Here is a 2,020-nt window from a genome sequence, read left to right as displayed (position 1 = left end):
GCGAGCGAGCTGTCCTTGCCGAGGCTGCGCACGGACGTGGCCAGACCGCCGGTGGCGTCGTAGCCGTTCACGAAGTCGACCCGTGCCACGGCGAGCGTCATCCTGCACACCGGCACTGTCCTGGTCGGCCTCGGCGAGGAGACATCCCGCACGGGCGTGAGGGCGCTGCAGCGGGAGCTGGCCCGCCACGCCGTCGCCCGCGAGGTCCGCCCGGTCCACTTCGCCGTCGACGGCATCGTCCACTTGGACGACCACTTCACGATCGTCGCTCCCGGCACCGCGCTGATCCACCGCAACGTCTTCGCGCCCGCTCAACTGCGCTGGTTCGAGCAGTACTTCGACCTGGTCGACGTCAGCGACCACGAGGCCCGGGCCGTCCAGGCCAACGTCCTGGCGATCGCACCGGGCACCGTGATCGTCGCTGCTGGCAGCGACCGCATCGCCGCACAACTCGCCGCGCGCGGACTCGAGGTCCTCACGGTCGACTACTCCGAGGTCACCCGGATCCCCGGTGCCCTGCGCTGCACCACCCTGCCCTTGACCCGCGCCTGATCCACTTCCTCCTCGCCCGGTCGCCGTGCCGCCGTGCGGTCCTTCGCCCGACTCCTGGAGCTGCCGTGTCCGACCCGCTGCTACCCGTACTCCTCGCCGTCCCAGTCGTGGTCCTCGCCTGCCAGGCCGGCGGGCGGGCCGTACGGCTGCTCGGCCAGCCGCCGGTCATCGGTGAAATCCTGGCCGGGATCATGCTCGGCCCCTCGCTGCTCGGCTGGCTCGCCCCCGGCGTCCAGCACCACATCCTGCCGCCCTCGGTCTTGCCCATCACCTCCGCGCTGGGCAACCTCGGCCTCCTGGCGTTCCTCTTCCTGATCGGACTGGAACTCGACCTCCGCTCCCTGGGCACCACCCGCGGGGCGGTCGCGGCCGTCAGCCTCAGCGGTGTCCTGCTCCCCATGGCCCTCGGCGCCGCGCTGGGCTCCGCCCTCTACCCGCACTTCGCGCCCAACGGGGTCGACCGGCTGCCGTTCACCCTGTTCGTCGCCGTAGCCCTGAGCATCACCGCATTCCCGGTCCTCGCACGGATCCTGGCCGACCGTGGCCTGGAGAACACGCCCCTGGGCACCTTCGCCCTGGCCTGCGCCGCCACCGACGATGCCCTCGCATGGTGCCTGCTCACCGCTGCCGTCGCCCTGTCCACCTCCGGCACCGCCCTGTCGGCCCTGACCACCCTCGCCCTGACCGCCGCCTTCGCAGCCGGCCTCATCTTCCTGCGGCCCCTGTTGCGCGCTCTTCTGAAGCGAGCCGGCCGTACCTCCGACGATCTCGTCCTGGTCCTGCTGTTCGCCGGATTGTGCCTCAGCGCCTACACCACCGATCAGATCGGCGTGCATCCTGCCTTCGGCGCCTTCCTGTTCGGCACCGCCGCCCCCCGCGGTCTCTCGGCCGTCGAGCGCAGCGCCGCCCGCATCCGCGCCGTCGTCCTGCCGCTCCTGCTGCCGCTGTTCTTCGTCGACACCGGCCTGCACACCGACTTCTCCACGCTGCCGGCCGGACAGTGGGGCTGGGGAGCGGCGATCCTGGCGGTCGCCGTCATCGGAAAGTGGGGCGGCGCGGCCGGCGCAGCCAGGCTCACCGGCTCCGACTGGCGCTGGTCGGCAGCGGTCGCCACCCTCATGAACTGCCGCGGGCTGACCGAACTCGTCGTTCTCGGCATCGGCCTCCAGACCGGCGTCATCAGCGAGCGGCTGTTCACTCTCCTGGTGGTCATGACCGTCATCACCACTGCGGCCACCGCCCCGATACTCAGGCGCGTGGCCGGCGACGACCCGAGGATGACCCCGCCGGCGCCGGACGACGATCCGGAGCGCGATCCCGCCCGGGAGGTCACCCGATGACCCCGGCCCCGAACCCGGTTCTGGACGCGGTCCTCAGCCGGCGCAGTGCCCCCCGCCTGACCGAGCCCGCACCCGGCCGCGAGGAACTGGAGCGCCTCGTTCAGGCCGCGGCCACCGCACCCGACCAC

Annotated in this window: 2 protein-coding genes; both read left to right on the top strand. The window is 72.2% G+C overall.

Going from position 1 to position 2,020, the window contains the following annotated elements; all coding sequences use genetic code 11:
* The first annotated feature begins 99 nt into the window (after positions 1-99).
* Positions 100-552 (top strand): arginine deiminase family protein, encoded by a 453-nt coding sequence (locus ABZ281_RS47425; protein WP_356664829.1) that lies wholly within the window; start codon positions 100-102, stop codon positions 550-552.
* A gap of 65 nt (positions 553-617) precedes the next feature.
* Entirely contained in the window at positions 618-1,892 is a 1,275-nt protein-coding gene (locus tag ABZ281_RS47420; protein WP_356664827.1) for a cation:proton antiporter, read from the top strand.
* Positions 1,893-2,020 lie beyond the last annotated feature (128 nt).

The sequence above is a fragment of the Streptomyces sp. NPDC006265 genome (assembly GCF_040613555.1).
In the GTDB taxonomy this organism is placed as follows: Bacteria; Actinomycetota; Actinomycetes; order Streptomycetales; family Streptomycetaceae; genus Streptomyces.
This window is presented reverse-complemented; position numbering and strand designations above follow the sequence as displayed.